Source organism: Pseudomonadota bacterium, from assembly GCA_027624955.1.
In the GTDB taxonomy this organism is placed as follows: Bacteria; Pseudomonadota; Alphaproteobacteria; order UBA828; family UBA828; genus PTKB01.
Genome location: JAQBTG010000038.1, coordinates 1 through 20,827, shown reverse-complemented (window position 1 = coordinate 20,827; position 20,827 = coordinate 1). Strand labels below are relative to the sequence as shown.

Genomic DNA, 20,827 nt, shown 5'->3' with positions numbered 1-20,827 from the left:
ACCGCTTGCGAAAAGAGCGGAAGGGATGATCTTCGATGACACAAAAAATTGGATTCGGTTTTCTCGATCGTCCCAGCGTGCGGGAGCAGCTGCGCCTTGCCGTCAAGGCCGAGGCGCTGGGGTATGATTCACTGTGGGTCACCGAGACGCGGCTCGCGCGCGACGCCATATCGGTGCTGGGCGCCATGGCCGCCGTCACCGAGCGCGTCCGCCTCGGCACCTGCATCGTCAATAGTTGGACACGCGGCCCGGCGCTGATGGCGGTGACCTTCGCCACCCTCGACAATCTCGCGCCCGGGCGCATGAACCTCGGCCTCGGTGCCTATTGGGACCCGCTCGCCTGGAAGCAGGGCATCGACCGCAAAAAGCCGCTTACCCAAATGCGCGAATATATCGGCGTGCTGCGCCGCTTGCTGGCGCTTGAGGAAGGCGTGAGCTTCGAGGGCGATCTGGTCAAAGTGCGCGATCTCACCCTCGATCTCGGCCATGGCGATGCGCGCGTACCGCCGGACGTCAAAATATTCATCGGCCCAACCGGCCCAAAAATGATGGAGCTTACCGGCGAGATTGCCGATGGTGCGCTGATCAACGGCATCCTCTCGCCGTCCTATACGGTGCGCTCCCTCGAGCGCATGGCCATCGGTGCCGCGCGCGCCGGGCGCAGCCTCGACGATGTCGAGAAGATACAGCTCGTCAACATCTCCATGAATGCCGATCGCGGCAAGGCGCTCTATGACGCCAAGCGGCTGGTGACCCAATATCTCGGCCAGCAGCCGCATTTCGCCAAGGCCTGGGAGTTTCCCGAAGACCGGCTGGCTGAGATCAAACAGGTGATGGGCGGCTGGCCGCCGCGCCCGGGCGGTATCGAAGATGCCATGGCACTGGTCGACGATGCCATGGTCGGGGATCTCATCGCCTACGGCACGCCGGATGAATGCGTTGCCAGCGCCCAGCGCTGGATGGATGCCGGGCTTGATCAAATGATCCTGATCCCGCTCAGCCGAAATTATGATGAAATTATGGACGTGTTTGCACCATGAGCGGTGTCGACGTGGCGGCGCTCTCCGCCGCGGTGGCCGGCCGCACCGCAATGGCGGCTAAACTGTTCGATGAAATTCGTGCTGCGAGCCAGGACGGTATTGGCGTCACCAGGCCGTCGTGGAGCGCCACGGATCAGGCCGCTGCGGACATACTGGCCGGCGCGGCGCGTGAAATCGGACTCGCCGTGGATTACGACCGGGCCGGAAATCTGCGCTGCACTTTGCCAGGGAAGGTGCCGCCCAAGCCGGTGGTGATGATGGGCTCGCATCTCGATTCGGTCCAGACCGGCGGTCATTTCGATGGCCTGGCCGGGTTTATCGCCGGGCTCGTCGTCCAGGCGGCATTGCGCGATATCGGCTGGGTGCCGGATTGCGATATCGTTTCGCTCGGTATTCGCGGAGAAGAGAGTGTCTGGTTCGGCATCCCGTTCATCGGCAGCCGCCTGGCGCTCGGGTCCCTGCCGCACGACATGCTCGATAGTTTGCGCCGCGGCGATACGAACCGCACGCTCGCCGAGCACATGAGCGATGTCGACGTTGATGTCGATGCGTTGCGTAATGAAAGCGCGCCGGAGATCACGCCGGCCGGCACGCGGGCATTTCTCGAACTGCATATCGAACAGGGTCCGGTTCTCGTCGGTGAAGGCGTTCAAGTGGCGATTCCGACCATGATTCGCGGCAATGTGCGCTGGCCCTATGCAAGTTGCACGGGCCGTTATGATCATTCCGGTGCCACGCCACGCGCCTACCGGCAGGACGCCGTTCTCGCCGTCAGCGAATTGCTCCACGGGCTCGACGAATTCTGGATATCGGAGGAGGCGCGCGGTGTGCCCGACACGGTATTTACGGTCGGCAAGCTCTATACCGACAGCGCCCAACACGGCATGACCAAGGTGCCGGGGCGCTGCGACTTCACGCTTAACTTTGGCGGCACTACCGAGGCTTTCCTTGATGCCTGCCGTAACCGGGTCCAAGAACTCGCCGCCGAAATCGGCCCCCGGCGCCGGGTGGAATTCGCGCTCGGCGAGTGCGTCGGCAACGCGCCGGCGCCGCTCGATGCGGCGTTGCGGACGATCCTCGAAGAGACCGCGGTGGCACTCAATATCCCGACGCGGCGCTTTGCCACCGTCGGCCACGACGCGGCGGTGTTTCACCGCGCCGGAATTCCGGCGGCGATGGTACTGGTGCGCAATGCCCATGGTAGTCACAATCCGGAGGAAGCAATGGACCTCGATGATTTTTGCGCCGGGGTGCAGGTGCTCGCCGCCGCTGCCGCGTCACTGGCGGGCAAACAGGATGGGGAGACAAACTGATGTTCGATCTTGTCGTTCGCGGAGACCTCGTCCTGCCCGACCGCGTGTTGAAGGACGGCTATCTTGCCATCCAGGGTGAAACTATCGGCGCCATCGGCGTTGGGCCGGCGCCGGACGCCCGAGAGACGCTCAATGCTGGCGGCAATCTGATCTTCCCCGGCGTGATCGACGGACAAGTACATGCCGGCAGCGCGGAAGGCATCGCCGGGCTCGAAGACGCCTCAGTCGCCGCGGCGGCGGGCGGTGTGACGACCATCGTCGATATGCCGTTCGACGACCCGATGCCGGTCAATACCGTCCAGTTGCTCGAGGCCAAGGTCGAGACGCTGGAGAAAATCGCCTATGTCGACGTCGCGCTTTATGCGACGCCCAAAAAAGGCGCCGGCACCGAGGGCATCATCGAGATGGCCGAGGCCGGCGCTTGTGCCTTCAAAGTCTCGACCTATGAATACCACCCGGTGCGCTTTCCACGTTTCGACGCCGGCGAGCTGTTTGAGATTTTTCCGGTTATCGCTGAGACCGGACTTACCGTCGCCTTCCACAATGAAGACCCGACGATCGTCGAGCGTCTGACCGCGCGCCTGCACAGCGAACGGCGCAACACGCCGGAAAGCCATGGTGCGAGCCGCCCGCCGGTCGCGGAGCTGGCGGCAAATGTCGCCGTCTTTGAAATTGCCCGGGTCACCGGCGTGCGCTGCCACATCGTGCACAGCTCGCTCGCGCGTGGATTTGATCATGTGCGACGCTACCGCGAAGACGGCGTACGGGCGAGCGCCGAGACCTGCGTGCAGTACCTCACCTTTGAAGAAGATCAAGTGCTCGAGCTCGGCGCCCGGCTCAAACAAAACCCGCCGATCCGCTCGGCGGATGAGCGCGCCGCGTTGTGGGAAAAACTCATGGCCGACGAGATTGAATTCGTCTCGTCGGATCACGTCGCGTGGCCGCTGAGCCGAAAATCGAATCCCGACATGTTCAAAAATGGCTCCGGCGTGCCCGGCCTGGAAACCTTGTTTTACGCGCTTTACACCGGCGCCGTTCGCGACCGCGGACTAAGCCCGACCCGCATCGCGGCGCTTTTGTCTGAGCGCCCCGCGCGTCATTTTGGGCTCTATCCGCAGAAGGGCGCCTTGGTGCCCGGCGCGGACGCGGACTTCATCGTTGTCGAGCCCAAAGACTGGACCTTCGACGCCGGCGGTATGGCTTCAAACGTGAAATGGAGCCCCTATGACGGCATGCGCTTCGGCGCTCAGATCAGCGCGACCTATCTCCGCGGCAAGCCGGTCTATAGCGGCGGAGAACTTGTCGGTCGCCGTGGCGCCGGCCGCTTCGTTCGCCCCGCCGCCACGGCGTGAAGTGGGTTGAAGCTCGGCCGCGCGCATCTCTCCCTAGTCGCTCTTTAGGCGAAACACTTCGATGCGCCCGTGACGGCCGGGAGGGAGGAATTTGCCGAGCCGCTCCAAAGCGAATTCCGGTGCGAGGCGCGCCGCTGTCTCGCCGCTCAAGAGAACGATTACACGGGCCTCCAGCGGTGGCACATCGCGCGCAAAAGCCTCCAGCCGCTCTGCGGTGTTCACCGAATCTCCGATGATGGTGTAGTTGATGCGGCCCGGTGCGCCGATATTGCCAACCAGCGCCGGCCCGCTGTGGATGCCGACTCGTACGCGTGTTGGCACCAGACCCTCCGCGATGCGGCGCTCATTGTCCGCGCGAATGGCGCGGGCGATGGCCAGGGCAGCACGGCAGGCGCGCTCGGCGTGGTCGCTCTGTCGCTCGGGCGCGCCCCAGAACGCCATCAAGGAATCGCCGATATATTTGTCGACCGTGCCGCCCTCGGCCTCGACACAGCGGTCAAGTAGGGTGAAATGCGCATTGAGAAAATTAGCCACGTCGGTCGCCGTCATGTCTTCGGCGAACGCGGTAAAGCCCGTAATGTCGGTAAAAATCACGGTAACCTCGCGCTCTTCCGAGACGATGGCGGCCGGCGCGCCCTCCGCCATGAGGCGCTTGACCAAAAGACGTGGCACATAGGTCTGGAAGGCGCGCAAGCCCGTCACCATGGCATTGTAGGCATCCGCCGCCTGGTTTAGCTCGCGGTACGGGCCGCGGCGGAGCGTGGGCGCGTGTTCTAGATCGAGCGTGCGCACATGTTGGGCCGCCTGGGCGAGCTGACGCACCGACGGGCTCATGCTGCGCGCGAGGAAAAAGGCGAGCAGGAGGGCCAACGCGAGAACGCCAAGCGAGATCAGCGGAATCAGGCCGAGGCGCTCGAATTGTGCGGTGATCGCCTCGAGATCCTGATAGACGCCGACAAGCCAAGGTTGTCCGCCAAAGCCCTCCACGCGACGGAGCAACACCACATAGGATTTGCCATCGACTTCCAGAGCACGGACATCGCCGCCTAGGGAGAGACCCGCGACGAGCGGTATCTCGTGCGCTGGATCCCACAATGCTTGAAGCACCGGGTCGGAAAATTCGGCAAGCTGAGGCAGTGGCTGTGCATCGCTGGCCGCCTCATAGCCATGCAGCAGCAGGGGATGCGCAAGCACTTGGTCCGGCCCATAAAGAACAAAGGTGCGTCCCGCTTGCCCTTCGGCGGGAGAAGCCAGAAGAGACGACAGCGCTTCGATGGAAACCCCGGCGATCAGCGCTCCGAGAAAACGCCCGTCTCGGCGAACCGGCATGCGGACGTTGATGAACGTCGCGCCGAGGTCCTCGGCAACGAACAGCTCGCCCCAATAAGCGCCATCTGCGCCGGCAACCTCAGCCAAGGTATCCTTCACCGAAGCGTCGCCGCTCCAGTCGTCGATCGTCACAGGTCGGTCAGGCCGATTGCGGAAAGCGCGCAGGACCTCCAGGTCCGAATTTAGGAACGCCACAACCGAGACCTGCGGCACCGCCGCAAGAGAGGCGCGCAGAGCCTCGCCGAACGCCCCGCGGTTCTCAGGCACAAGCGCGCCGGTCGCGACCAGGTCGGCGAGATATTCGAGCTGCGCACGCGCCGGCTCGAGATGACTGCGGTTCTGAGCGATAACCGATGCGATTAGCATATCCGATTTTTCGCGTATCAGTTCGGTGGTGTTGCGCCGCGCGACCTCATAGCCAGCAATGAAAACGAGTACGACCGCGATCAGCATGAGCAGGCCGAAAGTACTCACCAGCGCCACCAAGATGGGGACCCCCTGGCGCTGGCGCGCAAGCTTCACGGGAATGTCGGGCTGGGTCATGCGTTATGAGGCGTCGGAGGCGCGCACTCAGTCCTCCTCGTCCGCGTCGCCCCCTCCAGCGCGACCTAGAACCTCGTTAATGTAGTGCTGTACAAATTGGCCGGCCGAAAGGCCGCGCAACACATGGGGCGCAATCCACACTCGATCGTTGCGTTTGTTTTGTCCCGGCGGGCCGAGGGCCCAGCTTTGCCCACCAGAATCGAAGTGAAATTCGAGACCATATTCTCCGGCCAACGCGTGAGCCTCGTCCGGCGTCATGATATTCCTCCATCGCTGGCACCCAGAGTTCGATGCGCAACGCAAATTGAGATCCGGTTGGTAAAAACAATAGAAGCAAAGCACGGCACGCGCCATTGAGCTAGATCAATAAACACCATAAAGGCCGGCCGACTCCGACGGCTCCTGACCCGTAGCGGGCATTTAACTTCGTCGGATACCCGCTACCTTGGTGACGCCTCGTGCCGTTTTCGTGTTTTCACCGATCATTCCCTTACCCGCGGCGCTCGCTAAATGTGTACGGTCCGCGTGTGCCGAACGAAAAAAAATCGTAGGCTGATGGAACAGCAAGACCGTTGTGACGAAACTCACGCGCAACATCGTACGCGCGGTAAAGTTTTTTGGAAATTTGCTTTCGGCAAGGGACCGCGCATTGTCGTGTGGCACCAACGCGATAAACAAGTTCATGGTCGCCACTTCGGTTTGGCCGCGCTCCGCCCTCAACATTGCCTCGCTACGCAATCCGAATTACTATTTTTCTCCTTACTCTAGTCCTCATCTGGGGAACATCGCTTTATCGGCGACGTCGTGCCCGGCACAAAATCTGACGTCATGGACTCCAAGGAGAAAGAAAATGGCATCTGGCACATCAGTGCGTGAAACCGAGCACTATCTTGACGTCATTGAGCGACTAAACCCCAAAGTAAACGCAGTCTTGACGGTGACTGCCGATATGGCGCTGGAGCAAGCCCATGCGGCGGACGCTGCGGCAGATGATGGTGACTGGCTCGGAATTTTGCACGGTGTCCCGATGCTGGTGAAGGATTGTCTGAACGTCACCGGCACGCGCACAACCTTCGGAACGGATCTCTACCGAGACAATATCTCAAACTCGGACTCAGAGGTCGTCGCGCGGGCGCGAAAATGCGGCCCTGCGTTTCTTGGCAAGACCAACCTTCCAGAGTTCTGCTATGGGGCAACTACCGAAAATGCCCATTACGGGAGCTGCTTGAATCCATGGGATCCGCGGCGTGTTTCCGGTGGCTCCAGTGGGGGCTCGGGTGCTGCTGCTGCGGTTGGCATGTGCCGCATCGCGTTCGGTTCGGACACCGGCGGCTCCGTGCGCAACCCTGCCGCGCTTTGCGGTGTCGCCGGAATTCGTCCAACGGTCGGCGCCGTACCAAACACCAATGCCCTGGCCCTCAGCATCCATGCCGACACGATCGGCATGCTGGCTTACAACGTGTCTGACGTCGCGCGTGGCTATGCGGCGATTGCCGGGCACGACCCAGAAGATGTCGGATCGATTGACCATCCGATTCAAAACTTTCTTCCGACACTCAGGGACGGGATCGAAGGCGTGCGCATCGGCATTCCGAGAACGTTTTATTTCGAGGATCTTGAGCCCGAGATTGGCGAGCGCGTGATGGACGCGGCAAGGGTGCTGGAAAGTCTTGGCGCCGAACTCGTCGATATGGATTTCGACGGTGCGGAAGAAGCCCGTGTCGCCACCATGACGGTGTTGCTCGCAACGGACATGGCCGATTTGCACAGGGATGAGATGGCCAATCACGCCGACAAAATCGGCGCCGAAGTTCTGCGTCGGTTGCGTCTCGGAGAGACAACCAGCGGGACTGACTATGCCCACGCGCTGCGGATCCAAGTGAATTGGAAATACCAGATGAAGAGTGTTTTCAAGAATGTCGACATGGTACTTGTGCCGACCTGCCCGGTGGTCGCGCCGCTGATCTCTGACGCTGCCGATATGGTCAAGGCCACGCACAATATCAGCCGCAACAACACCGCACTCGGCTATGCCGGCCTACCCTGTTTGAGCGTCCCATGCGGGTTCAATTCCGAAGGCATGCCGATCGGCATGCAGCTGGTTGGGGAATGGTTTAACGAGCCGCTTCTTTTCCGGGCAGGCGTCGCCTACCAGTCGCGCACCGAGTTTCACCGCTTGCGACCAAAAATGGCTGCATGACGAGCTGCAGACTCGCTGAAGGGCGGGCCGGTGTAACTGCTTTGTTAAACGGTTTCCTCTTAACTATGTGAAGACTGCGAAGCCTTCTTCCGGAAGTCTCTGATATGTACCTTGCCTGTTTGTTCGGCACGCTGGCGAGACAATTGGAATACGTTATAGAGGACGCACGGGCGAGGGGTGTTTTTTAAGTGCCGAATTATCTAGTCGAGAGCGAGCTGCTTTGGTGCGCGGAGCATGTGCCCATGACCCGCAAGAATTTGGCTGGATGAAGCACTTATTATGGCAGCAGTGGGTCGTCGGCAGGATTAGGTCTTTCCGCCGAGAGCCCACGCCAACATGCGGTTTACGTCGCCCGTCGCAATCGGTATTGCGCTAAGCGATGAGCCAGCCCAGCCACCCGGGGCGCCCGCTCTTCGCCATCCTCAGCATGTGCTTCGCCGCCGTGCTGTTGTTTCCCTTGTCAAACGCAGCGGCGAAATTTCTCGCGACGGACTATCATTTGGTCCAGGTCATCTGGTTCAGGAGCGTGGTCCACATGGCCCTTCTCCTCGCCGTCTTTGCGCCGAAACGAGGCATGGTGAAGCTCTTCACCACGGCCGATCTCGGTGGCCAACTCACCCGTTCGCTGGTCCAACTCGTTGCCGTCGCGACCTATTGGTTGGCGCTCGCCTGGCTGCCGATCACCACCGCCACGGCAATTGGCCTTATGGCACCCTTGGTGTTGGTCGCGCTCTCCGTTCCTCTGCTCGGCGAGCGCGTGGGCCCGCGCCGTTGGCTCGCGGTAGCGGTCGGTTTCATGGGCGCGCTGGTCATCATTCGACCCGGCGGAGATGTGCATTGGTCCGCTATATTGGTTGTTGTCGCGACGGTTCTCTACGCGCTCTTCCAAGTCCAAACGCGCCGCCTGGCTGGGCTCGACGATCCACGTACCACGGCGTCCTACACGATGGTGGTTGCCTTCGTTCTTTCAACGATTTCAGTGCCGTTCTTTTGGATCACGCCGGCGAACTTAACTGACCTGCTCGTTTTCGTCGGCATCGGGGTGAGCGGTGCACTCGCCCATTTTGCCTTAATCAAGGCCTTCGAGCATGGTGAAGCCTCGCTCGTCGCGCCGTTTGACTACGGCCAGTTGATCGGCGCCGCGTTGTTCGGATACGTGATCTTCGCTGAGCTGCCAGACTTATGGACCTGGGTTGGTGCCGTAATCATCGTTGCCAGCGGTATTTATGTCGCGCGACGGGAGGCGGCGCTAAAACGCCGAGCTGCGGCGCACAACTTTTAGCCTCTCGGTCTTGCGGGAGCCGCCGCCCCGCCGACCATAGGCTCGTAGCAGAAGTTACCCTATTCTCGATTGTCGATGTTGTAACAGTGTGAAGAGGTAAATCATGACGTCAAAATTATTTTCACCCACTGCTTTTGCGGGGAAAGCTGTGCTCGTGACCGGCGCCACCTCGGGCATCGGCGCAGGAACAGCCAAGGCATTCGCGGCCCATGGCGCGCGCGTAATGCTGTCGGGGCGGGACCGCGCGCGGGGCGAAGCCGTGTTGGCCGAGATTGCTGCTGCGGGTGGGACAGCGGAGCTGATCATCGGAGACGTGGCGGACGCCAAATTTTGCCAAGGCCTGGTCGACGATACCGTCGCCCGCCTAGGCGGTCTCGATATCCTCTTTAACAACGCCGGTATCGTCCTGCACGGCAAGATCGAGAGCCACTCGGACGCGGCCTGGAAGACGCTGCTCGATACCAATGTGAGTTCCGTTTTTTACATGTCGCGCGCCGCCATTGGCCATATGAAACAGCGCGGCGGCGGCGCGATTATCAACATGTCCTCGGAATGCGGCCTGATCGGCTACGAAAACCTTGCCGCCTATAGCGCAACGAAGGGAGCCCTGGTGATGTTTACCAAGGTTCTGGCGCTGGATCATGCGGGCGATAATATCCGCGTCAACGCGGTTTGCCCCGGTGATATCGACACGCCGATGATGGATGCGGGTTTGGCGGTGAAGGAAGTTTCACCGGAAGAAATTCGCGAAAAATTAAAGCAGCACATCCCCATCGGCCGGGTCGGCGAACCCGAGGATGTTGCTGCTCTCGTCATGTATCTCGCTTCTGAGGCCGCTGGGTTCGTGACCGGCGCCATCGTCCCGGTGGATGGCGGCACCACGGCGCGATAATCAGTTCAGCGCGCGCTCGATCGCCGGACGGATGTCGCTTTCGAATGCATCGATCGTCCGCCGGGCTTGGGCCATGGTCGAATTGCCAGCCTGGATATTCAGCATCACATGGCTGGCGCCCGAGGCCTTTATGTCGGCTAAAAGCCGTGCCGCGACGGTTTCCGAATCGCCAACCGGGAGATTCTGTGCCAATTCCTCGAGGCTCAATTCGCCGGGAATCGGGGCCTCTGCCATCATGCCGCGCTCCATCGCCTCGCCGCGGTTGCGGAGCGCTCCGGCAAGGCGCAATTGATAGCGCACGTTTTCCAGATAGGCTTCCGTTTCAGTAGCGGATTCCGTCACACAGGCAAAACGCAGGATGCCGAGCGGATGTTCGGTGGCGGACAATCCCTCGGCGACGTAGGAAGAATCGATGCGGGCACGCATGTCGCCAAGATAGTCCGGGCCTGATCCCCGGCCGGTGATTATGGGTGTGTAGCCTCGCCGGGCGGAAAGGCGGTGGGTCGCTTCCGAATCACCGGCAATCCAAATCGGCGGCATCTGCGCCGGGCGGGTCGAAATGCTGGTCTCGGGCAAGCTGGTGAAGCGCCCGTCGAAGGTAAAGGTCTCAGAGGCATAGGCCTCATCCATGAGGTGGATGAACTCGTCCAGTTCGTTCTTTGATTGATCTAAATCTATGCCGAAACGATCGAACTCAAAGGGCTGGTAACCGCTGCCGATACCGAGTTGTAGCCGCCCGCCACACAACCCGGCAGCCATGCCGATCTCTTCCAGGAGGCGCACCGGCTGATAGAGCGGCACCACGATAACGGCAGGGCCCAGGTGGATGCGGGAGGTGAGGCCGGCGCAATGGCTGACCATCAACAGCGGCGACGGGCAGATGCAGTAATTCGAGAAATGATGCTCGGCAAACCACGCGGCATCGAAGCCCCGATCCTCGGCGTGCTGCACCAGACTGACAGTATCGGCGAGGATATCGCTAACCGCCGCGCCGCGGGCGCGGAAGCCCATAAGGTTGAACAGGCTGAATTCTATCATAGTGGCAAATATCTTTCCCTCATCGCGGCTTTGGCCGATTGCGATGCACTGGCCTTGAGACAGATCGCCCCGTGCATGCAAAGATGGTGGACCGTATCAGCTCCCCGGCAACCCCGGTAGATTCTATCTTGTTCACGCCGGGTGCCAATCGCACTTCCGCTAACCTGGTCTGAATTCGCGATAAAGTTGTCTGGAGATTTTTGAATTTGCCGGACAGAAAACCAACATGAACTATGATGCCGTAGCTGCGGCGCAATCTGAAGCGCTGCTCCCCTCAACAGTACAAGATCAAACCTATGCTGCTCTATATCACAGATTTCTCGCCCTACGCCCGCATGGCCAGAGTGCTCCGCCGGGAAAAATCACTGGAAAGTCGGGTTGAAGAAATTATGGCTGAAACACGCACGCCGAACAGCCCCTATTACAAAATCAATCCATCTGGGCGCGTGCCTTACCTGGCACGCGACAGCCGAGTTGGGATAGAAGGATCCCAGCCCGTGTGCTTTTTTCTCGACCAGCTCGACGGAGCGCCGATGTTGGATGCGCCCCAGGGCGTGGCCGGCATGGCGCATCGTCGGTTGGAGGAATATGCACGCAGCCTCATGGACGGCGCATCCGTTTGGCTGCGCGAATTGCGCCGCGCGCCCGAAGATCGTTCGGCAACGATCATCGAGCATGAGCGCCAGCGCTTGGACCGGCTTGCTGACTTTTGGGAAGGTGAGATCGATCACCCGCTCATGCAGGGGGACCTAAATATGCCCCAACTCACATTGGCGTGTGCTGTGCTGTTGGAGGAGTGGTATCCGGGCCTGCGATGGCGAGAGGGTCGGCCCGGCCTGACAGCATGGGCTGACCTCTACGCGGCACGGCCTTCTTTCGCCGAGACTCGGCCTCCGCAAAAGCTTGAAGCTTGAAGTGGTTCTTGCGGCGACAATCCGCTCGTCTCTCCGATCGACGGGTGATTCACCGAGGGCTTCGCCAGGCCAGGCCTGAATGAAGCGGGGGCACTTCTCGACGGATGAAGCCACTGGCTGAGCTTGACTAAACCGCGAAGTCAAACCGCCGATCGAACTCCATTCCCAGCCGGACAGTAAGCGCACATCAAGGTCGCAAATATTATTTGCTGAATTTCATGTCCGTTGTCAGCAGCTAAACGGATTTTTTTTCAGGCTGGCGTTTTCGCCTCTTCGTGACTCATCGGGGGCATTCGATGCCTCGCGCCAAACACCTCTGAACCTGGTGTGACACGAGAGCGCGGTGCGTCGCCCTCACGGTGAAATTTGGGCTTTTCGCCGCCATTTATCGGCTAGAGGGCGGCAAAAATACCCGGAACTTCCGTTTGTTCGTCTCCCCTAAGTATTCATTAACCTAATCATGTTCTTTTCAAGAAATGACGGAAAACAAGTGCGAGTTGCTACTTGCAAATTATCAACCACTTTACGGAAGCGGGGACCTGTGATGCTAACAACGTTTAATTCCAGCCTACTTGATATGGCGGCGCGGGCGCTAAGAATTGCAATGTTATCAGTGATACTTGTGACCCCGGCCGTACATTCGCGGGCAGCCAGCGCAAATAGTGTCGAGTGGACAGTCCAAGAGGTCAGCGGCGACGCGGAAATGACGACAGATTTTATTAACTGGGAGCCGTTGATTGCTGGCGCCGTCATAAGCCCGGGAACCGAAATTGAAACCGGCGAGGACGGGCGGATCGTTTTGCGGGTGGGCGGTGATGACATCACGCTTTCACCGAATAGCCGCCTGGCGGTGCCGATCATTGCTCCGGGTGAGAGCGGCGCGAATATCCAACAGACGCTCGGTACGGCACTTTACAAAATCGATAAAATCGCTGGCCGCCAATTTAACGTCGAAACCCCCTATCTCGTTGCCGGCGTGAAGGGAACGGTGTTTACCGTGACTGTAGGTGTTGAAGGTGCAGCTATATCCCTCATAGAAGGATCGGTTGAAGCCATTGCGGTGGGCATTGGCGCCAGCGAGTTGCTGGTTCCAGGTGAAACCGCGGTAATGCCGTCGAAGGCCGGCTCCAAATTGAGCGTTCTTGGCCGCGGGGACTCAGTTGACGCGCCTGCACAGATCACACCGGCTGCGCCGGACGATCCTCAAGACAGTCAGGCACCGGACGGCGCCGCAGCGCCAGTGGCAACATTAAATCCCGCAGGCGCAGACGCATCCAGGGAAGCGTCGAAGGCGGCAAGCGAGGCATCCAGGGAAGCCTCGAAAGCGGCAAGCAGCGCATCCAAGGAAACCTCGAAAGCGGCAAGCAACGCGGCTAAAGAAGCCTCGAAGGCGGCGAACAACGCGGCTAAACAAGCCGCCAAGGCGGCAAGCGAAGCGGTCAAGGAAGCCTCGAAGGCAGCAAGTCAGGCCGCCGCCGCCAACAACGGCAATAGCGGCAATAGCGGCAACAGCGGCAACAGCGGCAATAGCGGCAATAGCGGCAACAGCGGCAATAGCGGCAACAGCGGCAATAACAACGGCAACAACGGCAATAGCGGTAACAACGGCAATAACTAGCGTAGCGATCTCGAAATCTTAGCACCTCCTGCTGAGGGCCGAATTTGAATGCCGCAGATTGTGCCGCGCAATATTTGGCAGAGTATTGGTTTCATGGGAGCGATGTTTGTCGCGGTCGGCAGTTGGGCCGCCACAGATATCGTAACGACCGCACCAAAAGTTTCGAACGGGGTGGAATTCAACCTCCTATTTCTGGCATCAGATGATGAAGTACTCGCCTTGGGACGCGTCGCGGGGTGGTCAGTTGAAGGCCGCCCGGCGAAGCGCAAAGAGCTAACACAGGATCAACGCGTAGCCTCTCTGAACACGCCGCTTCCGGCGGCACCCAGTCATTTTGTCGAAAATGAAACCAAGGGTAAGCTCGCTGGCCTTGGCAAAGATGAAAAGAAAAAGCGACCTGCCAAAGAAGCAGAGTCGGCCGTTGACGAAATCAGGAAGGAGACAGAGAAGCGGGCTATCCAGGCGAAAGAGAAATCCGCCGAGGAGGGCGAAGAAGCGGCGGAAAAAGCGGAGGAAGACCTCGAGAAAGTTGAAACAGAGGAACGAGCCGCCGCCGAGGAGAAAGATAAAACTGACACAGAAAATAAGAAAAATGAGAATGGAATCGTTCTCAGCGCTGTGGTGATAGAAGGCGCTACAGCCTATCAATTAGAGGAATTTGCCCCGCTTTATGAGAAATATCTCGGGAAAACAGTCTCGGGCGTGGAACTCAGGAATGTCGCCGAATCGATAACCAAGAAATACAAGGCTGACGGTTACTTCCTATCGCGGGCCTTCATGCCGAGACAGCGCATCACCCTTGGAATCGTGCGTTACCAAATCTTTGAGGGTTTCATCGAAAGTGTCGAATTTGCGGGCGCTATGCGCGGTCGAGACAGCCTCTTGCGTGCTTATGGAGACAATATCGCTGCGGACCGTCCGCTGCGGAAATGGGTGTTCGTCAATAATTTGGTGCTGGTTAATAGTTTGCCGGGTGTAGAGGCGACGCCAACGCTTACCCCCGTTGAGGGGAAACCGGATGCGTTCCAATTGGTTCTTGAACTCGCGCACCAAACATACGACGGCTCCGTCACGGTCGACAATCGAGGCACGAGATCAATCGGCCCGTATCGTAGTCTTTTCGGTGTCGCCTTAAATTCAATTCTTGGTCAATACGAGCAGACGAGCTTAAGTTTCATCACGGCGCCGTTGCAGCCCGAGGAGCTTCTCTACTACGAAGTCGGTCACCGGCAGCCTATTGGCGAAGCGGGCACGACGATCACTTTCAGCGCGGCCCGCACCAACGTGGATGCCGGAGCAGACCTAAGCGACCTCGCCGTCAATAGTTTCAAATCGGGTCTTTCCCTGAAGATCGACCATCCGCTATATCGACGCAGCGATCAAAGCGCTTCGCTCTCACTTCGATTCGACTATTCGAATTCCAACACGACGAAACAGGCGGAAACGCTGACGGAAGATCGGTTGCGGGTGTTGAGAATTGGTGGGCGCTACAATATTTCCGATGATTTTGAAGGCAAAAACTCGGTAGGCGTGAAACTCAGCCAGGGACTTAATATTCTAGGGGCAACTACAGCAGGGTCGGCAACTCTATCTCAGTTCGGTGGCAAAAGTTCGTTTACCAAGATCGAAGCAACGGCGGAACGACAACAGAGTTTATCCGACGCGCTTTCGCTTCGCGCATCAACCCACGGCCAGTGGTCTGAGGATCGCTTGCTCTCGGCAGAGAAATTTTCAATTGGAGGCAGTCAATTCGGACGGGCTTACGACGCCGCCGAGATTTCGGGCATGAACGGCGTGGCATCTTCCCTGCAACTTGCCTACCAGTATGAGGTGGATGCCGAGTATCTCCAGGCGTTCAGCCTCTATGGGTTTTACGATTTTGGGGTGGTGTGGGATTCAGATATAGACGAGGGAAACACGAGCGAGTCCTTGGCGTCGGCCGGTATCGGCCTCACGCTGAACTTGCCTTCCGATGTTTTTGTCCGTTTGGAAATAGCAAAGCCGCTGACGCGAACTGTCGCCCAACTCGAGGAAAATGGCAAAAATCCACGTCTATTTCTAACGATTTCGATGCAATATTGAGTCATACGAAACCAGTGATTCTGGTCATTGAAAGTTATGATAAATTCGCGAGAAATATCGTTAAGTGTTTGAGACATACTTACGAAATAGAGAAGACGTAAGCATGATGGGGAGAGGAGAAATTCCTACGCTAAAGTAATAGGACGATTTGTTAGTATGAAACAAATAAATATGTCATCGGTAAAGACACTCGAATAATATTTGAAATACTGTTGTAATTAATTCGTTATAATAGGTCTAGTATACTATTATTTGTAGGATTAAAATGGAAATTATGTTGCAGGATTAGGAACAAATTATACCTTCCAGAATAAGATTTTTAAATTCTCGAAGGCGAAAGGGTGCCGGATCGCCGACTGTAAGACAATGCTAAACGGAAATTCGACAATTGAAATTTCGCCAGGAAGAGATCGAATGACAATGCCGAATTGCGTGACCAAATGGGCCGGGTTTTTGGCCGCCGCAATCACCGTAATTTTGACGACGGCCGCGCTCGCCGGTCAGCCCGAATTTGCGGCGATCCAGGGTCACGATGTTCAGGATAATTCCGCTGTCGATATTGAGGGGCTGAAAGGCGGCGCTTTTGTTCTAGTCCGCGCCAACGGTTCCGACTATTTGCCCGACGGGGTGTGGTTTCTGACAAATGAGGAGGCCGCGGATATCCTTTTCAAAAATGAAACGGGCGGGTTTGATGCAAATCAGATCGCTATCCTCGATTTCGGTTTTGATGTTCAGCCGGCTGCCGGAACGGACATGGAAAATATAGAGTCTGAGTTAGAAGAATCTGAACCGTCGTTAGACGTTGGCTTTAGCGAACCGCTGGAAAGTATTTTCATCGACCTAGCCAATGCTACCGTTCGCTGATGGCCTATTCGTTGATAATCTGTTGCAACGTACGGGTCTTTGGCGCTTGGCCGTCGAGGCAAATTTTCGCGCCGCTCAGTGGACGGGTAGTGCTCTTTGACAAGCGGCCAGCACTCACCGGGAAGTGAGTTTGGCAATTCATGAAACGCCGCCTAACAAACTTTTTGGCATTGCTGCCTCCCGGCGTGAAGTGCCGCTTTCCGCCGCTGCTGATATTCCTGCTGGTTGCTGTACTTTATTTGTTTGGCACCTTTGATTCCATCGAGAGAGAATTAGTCGATACGCGATTTCGCGTCGTTACCCGCCCGGCAACCGGCGACCTCGTTATTGTGATGATCGATCCGCGAAGTATCAGCGAGTTGCGTACATGGCCGTGGCCGCGAAATTTTCATGCTGAAATCGTCGAAATTCTCCTAAAAGCCGGCGCGCGCCGCGTTGCCTTTGATGTCGAATTTGGCGCGCCGTCAACACCGGAAGCCGACCGCCGCTTCGCACAGGCCTTGGCCGCCGCCAAGGAAAAAGTTGTGCTCCCGGTGTTCGCGCAAATCCAATCCAGCGCCGACGGGTCGAATTTAGTCCTGTCTGGGCCGCTCCGGGCGTTCGCGCGCCATGTTCAGGTGGCATCGATCAACACGCGCCCCGCCGAGGACGGAATGATTCGTCGCATGACGGTTCGCCAACCCTGGGCAAACCGGACGGTGCCCACCATGTCCGTGCGTCTGGCCGGGCGCGAAGAGGCGCCGTTCGAGATGTTTAACATCGACTACGGTATCGATCGGCATTCGATTCCCCGAATTTCCTATGTCGATGTGTTGAGGGGGCGCTTCGACCCGGAGGAAATTGCCGGGAAGCAGTTCTTGATTGGCGCGACCGCGATCGAGCTCGGCGACCAGATGCCGGTGCCCATCGCGAAATCAGTACCGGGCGTGTTCGTTCAGGGTTTGGCGTTCGAATCTCTCGCGCAGGATCGTGCGTTGCAGGGAATTGGTACGGCACCCGTTCTGGCGTTGGTATTTTTCGTCGCGGCACTATTCGGCGGGATATACTCGGCTTTGTCCTGGCGGCGGGCGTTGGCCCTTACATTGGCGGGGTCGATCTTCATGCTGTTGATGTCGACCGGTGTGCAGGCCGTATGGCCTGTGCTGTTAGACTCTTCTCCAGTGATCCTTGTTCTCATTCTTCTCTTTGCTTATTCCGTTGTACGCCGTGTTGATCAACAAGCATTCCGTCTGTTGCTTCAAGGTTCTGAGCTGCGGCGCACCAACGCCATGATGAAAAGTGTGGTCGATAATACCTTCGATGGCATCGTGATTATCAAGCAGAAAGGTTCGATTCGAACTGCCAATGCCGCCGTCGCTCGGATTTTCGGATACGGTGAAGATGAACTGATTGATCAGGAACTGTCGCTTTTGATTCCGGAGATTACTCAGGACAATGATGCCCCGCTCGAATCAATATTGCTCGTCGACGCAGGGCCACGCGAACTGGGAGGTCAGCGCAAGGATGGCTCTAGCTTTTCGTTGGAGTTGACGGTGACTGAAATGAATTTCGACGACGAACAGATGTTTGTCGGAATTGTGCGCGACGTCACCGAGCGAAAGATCTATCAGGATAAACTTGAGTACCAGGCTGTACATGACGCCCTAACGGGTCTGCCCAATCGGGCACTGCTAAATGATCGCCTTGAACATGATCTGCACTTAGCCAAACGCGAGAATAAACCGCTGGCCATACTCCCGCTTGATCTTGATTGCTTCAAGGAAGTCAACGATACGTTGGGCCATCATATTGGTGACCTGTTGTTGAAGATGGTGGCCGAGCGGCTAACTGTGCCGCTCCGCGATACAGACACAATTGCGCGCTTTGGCGGTGACGAATTCGCCATTCTTCTTCCCGCCGTGTCCGACCAGTATCAGGCCCAAGCCGTGGCGCGGCGGATCATCGAATCGCTGAAATCACCGTTTCTGCTGGATAAGATTGAGCTTGAGGTCGGCGTTAGCGTCGGGATTGCAATGTATCCCGAACACGCGGAAACGCCAGCGCGCCTCATTCAAGCCGCCGACGTCGCCATGTATATGGCAAAGAAAGCCGGGACCGGCCTTGCTGAGTATGACGCCGATAAGGATCGCAGCAGCGTTCGACAACTAACGGTCACAGGCGATCTACGCCAAGCGATAGAAGGCAACGAGCTGGCGATTGTGTTTCAGCCAAAGATCGATCTGGCCACGGGACGAGCCGCCGGGGGCGAAGTGCTCTCGCGTTGGGTTCACCCCGAGCACGGCTTTATTTCGCCCGATGAGTTCATCGAGCTGGCGGAACAAACCGGATTGATTCGTTCTTTGACGGTGTGGATGTTCAACACCGCGCTCCGGTCTCTGTCCGAATGGCAGCGGCTCGGTCTGGGCATGGCCATGTCGGTCAACATATCGGCCCGCAATTTGCATGAAAGGGACTTGCCGGAAGTCATAGAAGGCCTCGTGAATGAATGGAAAATCGACCGTGAGTTTCTAACTCTAGAAATCACCGAGAGCGCGATCATGATCGACCCCGAGCAGGCAATGAGCACCATCCAGCGTCTCGATGAACTCGGGATGAGGTTGTCGATTGACGATTTCGGGACGGGTTATTCGTCGCTCAGTTATCTCAAGCGGCTGCCAGTGGATGAACTGAAAATTGACAAGACGTTTGTTATGAACATGACCGAGGATAAGAGCGACGAGGTTATCGTGCGTTCGACGATCGACCTCGCACACAATCTGGGGCTCAAGGTCGTCGCTGAGGGGGTCGAGGAAGCCGCGCACGCAAAGCGGCTGAAAGAACTCGGATGCGAACTCGGCCAGGGCTATTATTTTGCCCGACCGATGCCAATTGCAGAGTTTACGACCTGGCTGGAAGAGTCACCCTGGGGATATGGCGCCACAGATATAACCAAAAGAGCGGCAGCCGGCGATTAACAACGCGAGCAAATTCCGGCATGGAGAATGCTTTTGGTTGAATTGAAAAGTTGAACCCCCTGGTGAATTTCGTCCGCAGCTGAGTTCATAGCGGCCGTTTATTACCCTGCCATTCGGAAGAAACTCCAACTGATTCCTGGCTGAATTAAGGTTTCAAAATCGCGTGCCTGTGTAATTGTGCCCGCACGGGTGGAGAGGAGCTCTAAGCGTCTTCGTTTAAAAGACACGTCTTCGCCAACCCCTTAAGCCAGTATGGTGGAGGCGATATGACAACGAATTTGAAGTTCGGCATTCAGACAAACGGCATCAAGCACGCTCACAGCGACGCGATGCCTGATATCGACAGGCGCTTCGCAATGGTTCGCGATGCCGGTGTTTTCGATTATGTCGACAAAACACCTGACCCTGATCAGATCGATGAATTTCTCGGGGCCCGCGATAAATATGGCTTGCCCGTGCGCGCAGGGGGTTGGTTCTACACGCTTGGAGCCGACGAAGCGCTTCTTGAAAAGAATCTCGAGCTCGGCGCCCGTCTGGGCTCTGTCGTCCACAACACGCAAATCATGCTGCGCCACGCAGATGGCCATATTGTCACCGACGAAGAGGTCATGACGGTATATATGCGCGCGTCCGAATTCGGAGAAAGGCACGGCTGCCTTCCCTGCTTCGAAGTTCACGTCAATATGTGGTCGGAGGATTTTCCGCGTGTCTCGCGCGTTGGGCGTATGATCGAGTCACGCGGGGCCGAGTTCAACATGACGCTCGACCACAGCCATGTCATCTTCAAGATGAATAATCCGGACGAGCAGCGCATCTTCGATACCGACAAGAAGATCGCTTCAGGTGAGCTGATACTCGACCCATTTCAACCCGGCAACGTGATTGAGGAATGGGTGTCGGCCGGCTGGGTGCGCCATTGCCACGCTCGGGCCGCCGTGCCCAACAATCCGAGGAACACGCCTGCGCATCACCCGGACGGATCAGTCGGGCGTGGCATCCAATATCCCTTCATTGAGCCTCGCCCCAACGAATACCACGCTCCTTGGTCAGCCGAGGCGCTCGAGCCCTGGAAAGAGGGCATGCGCATCCTTCTTCGTCATCGCGCTAACGACGCCTCGGCCAAGCTCGGACAAATTTCGACCGAATTTATTCCCAACACAGACTATGGCGAGGGCTGCGGCTACTCTCTCTTCGACCAAGCGGTGTCATGCGTGACGTGGATGCGCGGCGCCTGGGACGCTGCGCGAGCCGAGACTGCCTAAGGTCTGGCAGGAGACTGTCCGTCGTCATATAATTTGGAACAATCTACGGCCTGATCTAAAGGAGGATTTGGCCCACCTGGTTCAAGATATTAAGCGGCGTATTTGCGGTATTGCAAGCGCCGGTTCTCCATCGTTTTCAGTTTG

Annotated in this window: 15 protein-coding genes; 12 read left to right on the top strand and 3 right to left on the bottom strand. The window is 57.9% G+C overall.

Annotated features, from left to right (window positions below; all coding sequences use genetic code 11):
- The first annotated feature begins 35 nt into the window (after positions 1–35).
- The 3 genes from O3A94_13735 to O3A94_13725 are packed head-to-tail and all read left to right on the top strand — an operon-like array spanning position 36 to position 3,705.
- Positions 36–1,040 carry an LLM class flavin-dependent oxidoreductase gene (locus tag O3A94_13735; protein MDA1357313.1) on the top strand — a complete coding sequence of 335 codons (1,005 nt, stop codon included), beginning with the start codon at positions 36–38 and terminating at the stop codon, positions 1,038–1,040.
- Positions 1,037–2,353 carry a hydantoinase/carbamoylase family amidase gene (locus O3A94_13730; protein MDA1357312.1) on the top strand — a complete coding sequence of 439 codons (1,317 nt, stop codon included), beginning with the start codon at positions 1,037–1,039 and terminating at the stop codon, positions 2,351–2,353. The genes O3A94_13735 and O3A94_13730 overlap by 4 nt, the downstream gene beginning before the upstream one ends.
- Complete coding sequence (locus tag O3A94_13725; protein MDA1357311.1) at positions 2,353–3,705, top strand: amidohydrolase family protein; 1,353 nt, start codon at positions 2,353–2,355, stop codon at positions 3,703–3,705. Before O3A94_13730 ends, O3A94_13725 begins: the two co-directional genes overlap by 1 nt.
- 33 nt (positions 3,706–3,738) lie before the next feature.
- Here O3A94_13725 and O3A94_13720 read toward each other — a convergent pair whose 3' ends face one another.
- Complete coding sequence (locus O3A94_13720) at positions 3,739–5,577, bottom strand: adenylate/guanylate cyclase domain-containing protein (GenBank protein MDA1357310.1); 1,839 nt, start codon at positions 5,575–5,577, stop codon at positions 3,739–3,741.
- Between the two features lie 27 nt (positions 5,578–5,604).
- A complete protein-coding gene (locus O3A94_13715) occupies positions 5,605–5,835 on the bottom strand; it encodes a hypothetical protein (protein ID MDA1357309.1) in 231 nt (76 codons plus the stop codon).
- Between the two features lie 592 nt (positions 5,836–6,427).
- Here O3A94_13715 and O3A94_13710 point away from each other — a divergent pair.
- From O3A94_13710 to O3A94_13700, 3 genes are all read left to right on the top strand, one after another.
- Positions 6,428–7,777: an amidase gene (locus O3A94_13710; GenBank protein MDA1357308.1), complete on the top strand. Its 1,350-nt coding sequence runs from the start codon at positions 6,428–6,430 to the stop codon at positions 7,775–7,777.
- A 379-nt stretch (positions 7,778–8,156) separates the two neighbouring features.
- Positions 8,157–9,059, top strand: a complete 903-nt coding sequence (locus O3A94_13705) for a DMT family transporter (GenBank protein ID MDA1357307.1) — start codon at positions 8,157–8,159, stop codon at positions 9,057–9,059.
- Between the two features lie 103 nt (positions 9,060–9,162).
- Entirely contained in the window at positions 9,163–9,951 is a 789-nt protein-coding gene (locus tag O3A94_13700) for an SDR family NAD(P)-dependent oxidoreductase (GenBank protein ID MDA1357306.1), read from the top strand.
- Here O3A94_13700 and O3A94_13695 read toward each other — a convergent pair whose 3' ends face one another.
- Positions 9,952–10,989, bottom strand: coding sequence for an LLM class flavin-dependent oxidoreductase (locus tag O3A94_13695; GenBank protein MDA1357305.1), 1,038 nt, complete (start codon positions 10,987–10,989; stop codon positions 9,952–9,954). It lies immediately after the preceding gene.
- A gap of 296 nt (positions 10,990–11,285) precedes the next feature.
- On the opposite strand from O3A94_13695, the gene O3A94_13690 reads away from it, so the two are divergent.
- The 6 genes from O3A94_13690 to O3A94_13665 all read left to right on the top strand — a co-directional run bounded on the left by O3A94_13690 (position 11,286) and on the right by O3A94_13665 (position 20,683).
- Positions 11,286–11,903: a glutathione S-transferase N-terminal domain-containing protein gene (locus tag O3A94_13690; GenBank protein MDA1357304.1), complete on the top strand. Its 618-nt coding sequence runs from the start codon at positions 11,286–11,288 to the stop codon at positions 11,901–11,903.
- 460 nt (positions 11,904–12,363) lie between these two features.
- Complete coding sequence (locus O3A94_13685; GenBank protein MDA1357303.1) at positions 12,364–13,521, top strand: FecR family protein; 1,158 nt, start codon at positions 12,364–12,366, stop codon at positions 13,519–13,521.
- Between the two features lie 48 nt (positions 13,522–13,569).
- Entirely contained in the window at positions 13,570–15,603 is a 2,034-nt protein-coding gene (locus tag O3A94_13680) for a BamA/TamA family outer membrane protein (GenBank protein ID MDA1357302.1), read from the top strand.
- A gap of 432 nt (positions 15,604–16,035) precedes the next feature.
- Positions 16,036–16,467 carry a hypothetical protein gene (locus O3A94_13675; GenBank protein ID MDA1357301.1) on the top strand — a complete coding sequence of 144 codons (432 nt, stop codon included), beginning with the start codon at positions 16,036–16,038 and terminating at the stop codon, positions 16,465–16,467.
- A gap of 140 nt (positions 16,468–16,607) precedes the next feature.
- Positions 16,608–19,421, top strand: a complete 2,814-nt coding sequence (locus O3A94_13670; GenBank protein MDA1357300.1) for an EAL domain-containing protein — start codon at positions 16,608–16,610, stop codon at positions 19,419–19,421.
- Between the two features lie 266 nt (positions 19,422–19,687).
- The gene (locus tag O3A94_13665) at positions 19,688–20,683 is read left to right on the top strand and encodes a hypothetical protein (GenBank protein ID MDA1357299.1); all 996 of its coding nucleotides are present in this window, start codon (positions 19,688–19,690) and stop codon (positions 20,681–20,683) included.
- The last annotated feature ends 144 nt before the right edge of the window (positions 20,684–20,827 follow it).